This window comes from Faecalimicrobium dakarense (assembly GCF_000499525.1).
GTDB lineage: Bacteria > Bacillota > Clostridia > Peptostreptococcales > Peptostreptococcaceae > Faecalimicrobium > Faecalimicrobium dakarense.
Map to the genome: position 1 here is coordinate 1 of NZ_HG529283.1, position 4,979 is coordinate 4,979.

Annotated in this window: 5 protein-coding genes; 3 read left to right on the plus strand and 2 right to left on the minus strand. The window is 25.7% G+C overall.

Going from position 1 to position 4,979, the window contains the following annotated elements; all coding sequences use genetic code 11:
• Both BN899_RS06200 and BN899_RS06205 read right to left on the minus strand, forming a co-directional pair.
• Nucleotides 1-1,149: aminotransferase class I/II-fold pyridoxal phosphate-dependent enzyme (locus BN899_RS06200; RefSeq protein WP_052356662.1), on the minus strand; the 1,149-nt coding region annotated here is incomplete at its 3' end.
• A gap of 474 nt (nucleotides 1,150-1,623) precedes the next feature.
• Nucleotides 1,624-2,739, minus strand: coding sequence for a glycosyltransferase family 2 protein (locus tag BN899_RS06205; protein WP_242824102.1), 1,116 nt, complete (start codon nucleotides 2,737-2,739; stop codon nucleotides 1,624-1,626).
• Between the two features lie 274 nt (nucleotides 2,740-3,013).
• Here BN899_RS06205 and BN899_RS06210 point away from each other — a divergent pair, with 274 nt between their 5' ends.
• The 3 genes from BN899_RS06210 to BN899_RS06220 all read left to right on the plus strand — a co-directional run bounded on the left by BN899_RS06210 (nucleotide 3,014) and on the right by BN899_RS06220 (nucleotide 4,965).
• Nucleotides 3,014-3,298: a hypothetical protein gene (locus BN899_RS06210; protein ID WP_042273816.1), complete on the plus strand. Its 285-nt coding sequence runs from the start codon at nucleotides 3,014-3,016 to the stop codon at nucleotides 3,296-3,298.
• Between the two features lie 117 nt (nucleotides 3,299-3,415).
• Nucleotides 3,416-4,207 (plus strand): alpha/beta hydrolase, encoded by a 792-nt coding sequence (locus BN899_RS06215; protein ID WP_042273818.1) that lies wholly within the window; start codon nucleotides 3,416-3,418, stop codon nucleotides 4,205-4,207.
• 26 nt (nucleotides 4,208-4,233) lie between these two features.
• Nucleotides 4,234-4,965 carry a hypothetical protein gene (locus tag BN899_RS06220; RefSeq protein ID WP_042273820.1) on the plus strand — a complete coding sequence of 244 codons (732 nt, stop codon included), beginning with the start codon at nucleotides 4,234-4,236 and terminating at the stop codon, nucleotides 4,963-4,965.
• Nucleotides 4,966-4,979 lie beyond the last annotated feature (14 nt).

Below are 4,979 nucleotides of genomic sequence, written 5' to 3' on the forward strand. Positions count from 1 at the left end.
AGTAGCTGAAAATCTTAAAAATCCACCACAATCATCCCAAGAAATTGTAGATATAAGAACTGTAGATAGGATATAAAGAGAAGCATCATCTGCATTTTTAAATATAATACCGTTTTTTACTCTTTTAGGCATAGGAACATATACATAAAATCCGCCTTTAGGTTTTTTTGCATCAAAACCAACTTCTCTTAATGCTTTTACTAATAAATCTAATCTTCTAGAGTATCTGATAACATTTGCATCTACTAAATTATAATTATCTAGCGCATAAGCACCAGCCAATTGAATTGCTCTAAATTGTCCTGAATCTGCGTGTGATTTCATAGTGGAATAAAGCTTGATAACCTTTTTATTTCCAACTAAGAAAGCAAGTCTCCAACCTGTCATATTAAAAGATTTAGAAAGTGAGTGAATTTCAACACAAACATCAATAGCGCCATCAACACTAAAAATACTAAATGGTTTATAATTATCATAAACTAAATTACCATATGCAGCATCGCACACAATTAAAATATTATTTTTCTTAGCAAAATCAACAACGTACTTATAAAATTCATAAGTAGCAACTTGTCCAGTGGGATTATTTGGATAATTTAGATATAACATTTTAGTTCTTTTTAATACATCAGAAGGTATATCTTCTAAAACAGGATAAAAATCATTAAATTCACAAAGTGGAAGGGTATAAACTTCTCCACCTAAAAATCTTGTATAGCTTGCTAAAGTTGGATAGCTTGGTACAGGAACTAAACATATATCACCTGGATTTATAAAGCACATGGGCAAAATTGATAATATAGATTTAGAACCAATTCCATGCATAATATTATCAGATGTTAAACCATCTATATTATAGACATTGTGCATATATCTACAAGCGGCCTCTTGAAATTCAATAATTCCATTATCAGCATAAAATCTATTTTCAGGTTTTCTTGCTTCGAAATTTAAAACATCAACTACAGACTCATCAGCCATTCTATCAGGCTCTCCTACACTCATATCAATAAGGTTTATACTAGGATTATTTAATCGTGCTTCTTTAGTTAATTTTTTTATTTTTTCAAACTTGTACAATTTTTTATTGCCAGTAAAAAATGATGAACCACCTAATCTGTCAGAAACTAAGCTGTCTAAAAATGCCATTATATTTCCCTCCAAAATATTTGTATACTATATCATATTTAAAATAGTAATATTTAGATACAAATTATTTGGAAAAAATAAAAAATACATAAAATTAAATGAAATTTGTTTGAATATAAAGTTAAAAATAAAACGAAGAAAAATAAACAAAAACGAAAGTAGGTTATATAATAAAAAATCTTACTAAGACTTTTTTAGTAAGATTTTAAAATTTATATTATAAAAATATTTATTTCCAAATTCTTTTCATATTAAAAAGCTCCTGAATATATCCCCATAATGAAACTGGAGACATTAATAATTGATAACCTAATAAAAAGATTATAAACGCAAAAATATTTTTTCTTGCAACTAGCCCAAGTTCATCAAATACTTTTTTCTTTTGATAAAAGAATAAAGTAAGAAAACTTAATACAGTAATAGGAAGAACTAATATTAATGCAGGTCCAACTATATAAAATTTACCAAATAATGCTAATATACATCCTGGAATGAAAAAGAATGTATAAGAAAATCCATATAAGGTATAAAAAGATCAATAGCTGTTAGAAACTTATAATATATATTAGGCTGTTCCCAAGGTTTAATCATTCTTAATCCTTCAATCATACCTCTAGCCCATCTAGAACGTTGGCGTATAAAATGAATTAATTTTGTTGGAGCATCTGTAAAAGCAACAGCAAGTGGTTCAAAATATACTCTATAGTTTTTAGATAACATATTCCAAGTAAGAATTATATCTTCACCTATAGCATCGGACCAACCACCAAGGTCTTTTACGATTTCAGTCTTGTAAATACTAAATGCACCTTGGGCGACTAAAGTACCTTGAAACATTCCTTGCATACGTTTAATAGAAGAAATACTTAAAAAATAATCCCACTCTTGTAACTTTGTAAGTAAGTTATCTCTACTGTTTCTAACAAGTACACTTCCCGCAACTGCTGCTATATCACTAGGAGCGCTATTAATTCTAGAAACTAAGTGCTTTATAGCTTTTTTATGAAGTAGTGTATCTGCATCAAGAGTTATAACATATTTACTAGTAGTATTTTTTAATCCTGTATTTAAAGCATTAAATTTACCAGGATTAGGTTCGTCTATACATGTTACATTCATATTTAACTCTTTTTTTACTCTATAAACTTCTTCTACAGTCCTATCATTAGAATTGTTGTTTATAACTATAGTGTTTACTTTTCCATTATATTCTTGATGTTTTATATATTTAAGTGTATCAAATATACCTTCTTCTTCATTATAAGCTGCAACTAATATAGTAATTTCATCTATTGGATTTCCAATCTTAAATTTTGGTTGTTTATCTAGTAATAAACTAGAAATTAAAAAAGCGTTCATAAAGCCAGGAACATAAGCGATTCCGCCTATTATAAATAAGGCCATAAATATATTTGTTAAGGCTGATAAATCCTTAATCCAAGGAATCGATAAATATATAGAAAATGCTACCCATAAAGTAGCACAAATTAAGCTTATAAAAAACTTAGCTCTAATGGGTATATAGATTTTTTTATTTTTATTTTCCTTGGGCAATACTTCTTCTATTGCTAATAACTCAGATGATGACAAGTGTGTATTCCCCCTTTTCATAAATGTATTTTAAAATATAATAAAAAATTATATTATACTATTATAAAATAAATTAATTGTATTTCTATAGATTTTATGTAAATACAATTAATTACCTTAAATGTAATAAATTAAATATATATTTAATTAATATATTTTTATCTATTTAAAATATTGATAAATCAACAAATTAAGATATAATATAAGATATGATTATATATCTTGATATAGGGTAGTATAAGTATTAAGACTAATGATAAGGAGTAAAAAAACTATGGGATGCTGTAATAGTGGTGGAGGTTGTTGTAGTAGTGGCAAAGGTTGTTGCAAAACTAAACAAAAACAAATAAGCCAAGAAGAATATAATGAACTAAAAGAGTACTTACAAGAAGAAATAAAAGATTATAGATTAGTTGATTACATAAATGATGAAAATGAGCACTGTGTTTGTGTAGAAGTTGAGTTTGAAGAATATGTGTTAGAACTTGAAAATATAGATAAAGATAATGTTAATTTAGATTATATCATTGATGTAATAATAAGAAACCATATGAAGTAAAACTAAAAAGATTGTAGTAAATAGTACCATATACACTAAGTATATGGTACTATTTTTATATTATCTAAAATTAATCAAAGAGGTTAAGTTATATTAAGTATATTTGGGAGTTAAAAAATGATAAAAAAATATAAGCATAGGGCTTTTTATAATGAAAAAAAATATTCAGATACGATTATAATATTTATACATGGAATACTAGAAAGTCCAAATCAATTTAAACCATTTGCAAAACTTGCCTTGAGCAAAGGTTATTCTATATCAGTTATACTTTTAGACGGTCATGGTAAAAGTGGAGAAAATTTTGCAAATAGTAGTTTAAAAAAATGGGTCAAATGTGTAGATGAAGAAATACTAAAGTGGAAAGAAAGATATAAAAATATTATACTAGTAGGACATTCTATGGGGTCTACGCTATCTATATTATCTTATTTAGAACACAAAGAGAGTATAAAAGCAATAGTATCTATTTCAACACCAATGCATGTAAGAGTAAAATTGAATATTGCAATAAGTAGTTTAAAAATAGCTCTAGGTAAGATAGATGAAAATGATGTTCTTACAAATCATGCTTATAATGCCTTTAGTGTAGATAGATGTTCACTCTTAACATATTTAAGATGGGTACCTAGATATATAGATTTATTTAAATTGATAATAAAATCGAGAAATAGCTTAAGTAAGGTCGAAGTACCGATGCTAGTTATACATACAATGAAAGATGAACTTGTGAGTCATAGAAGTTTAAAAGTATTTGAAAAGAAATTAAATAATCAGAATAAAGTAATTTGTCTACAAAGATCAGGGCACTTTTATTATGATAAAAAAGACTTAGATTATTTATGCAATGAGTTTGAAGCATTTTTAGATAAATTAGAATCTATTAAAGAGGGAAGATATAATGTTTAAAAGAATAATAAAGGGAGTATTTTTAGATGAAAGAAAGTAATAAAAAGACAATTAAATGGGTAGGATTAGGTTTTGCAATTTTACTAATAATCTTTATGTTTATGAAATTTAATAAAGAAGATAATAAAGAAAATATAAAAACTCCAAAAGATAAAATTGAAGCTAATCACAGTAGTACAGAAAATAAATCTATAAAAAATACCGTAGAATTTGTAAGTTATTTATATGGTTTAGAAGTAAACGAACTTAAAGTTATAAATAACCCGGTAGGTTTTAAAGGGAATGTCATAGCTCCAAAAGAAACAGTTGATAATGGATTAAATTATATAATGAATAATATCGTGAAAAATGAAAAGTTAGAAAATGTGAAAGTATCATTAGGAGAGGATACAGCTACAATTAATGTTAATTATAAAATTAATAATAAAATAAAAACACCAGTTGAAATGACAATAAAACCTATGATAAATAAAGATAGAGATTTGCAAATTGAAATAAAAGAAGTTAAATTTTTAGATATAAAAGTATTTAAATGGCTTGTAGATTTTAGCACTAATAAATTTATAAAGGAATGGATACCTGAAGATAATCAATTTAAAATTAAATTTAATGATGGAAATGTAATAATAGATAAAAGTAACTTTAAAGGTACTACTTTTAATGATGTAAATATTAAGCCAGATAATTTAAATATTAATCTTACTTTTGATTTAGAAAAAATAATGACAAATATGGAAAGTAAATATAAAGAAAAATAATTTAAATTTTGTTG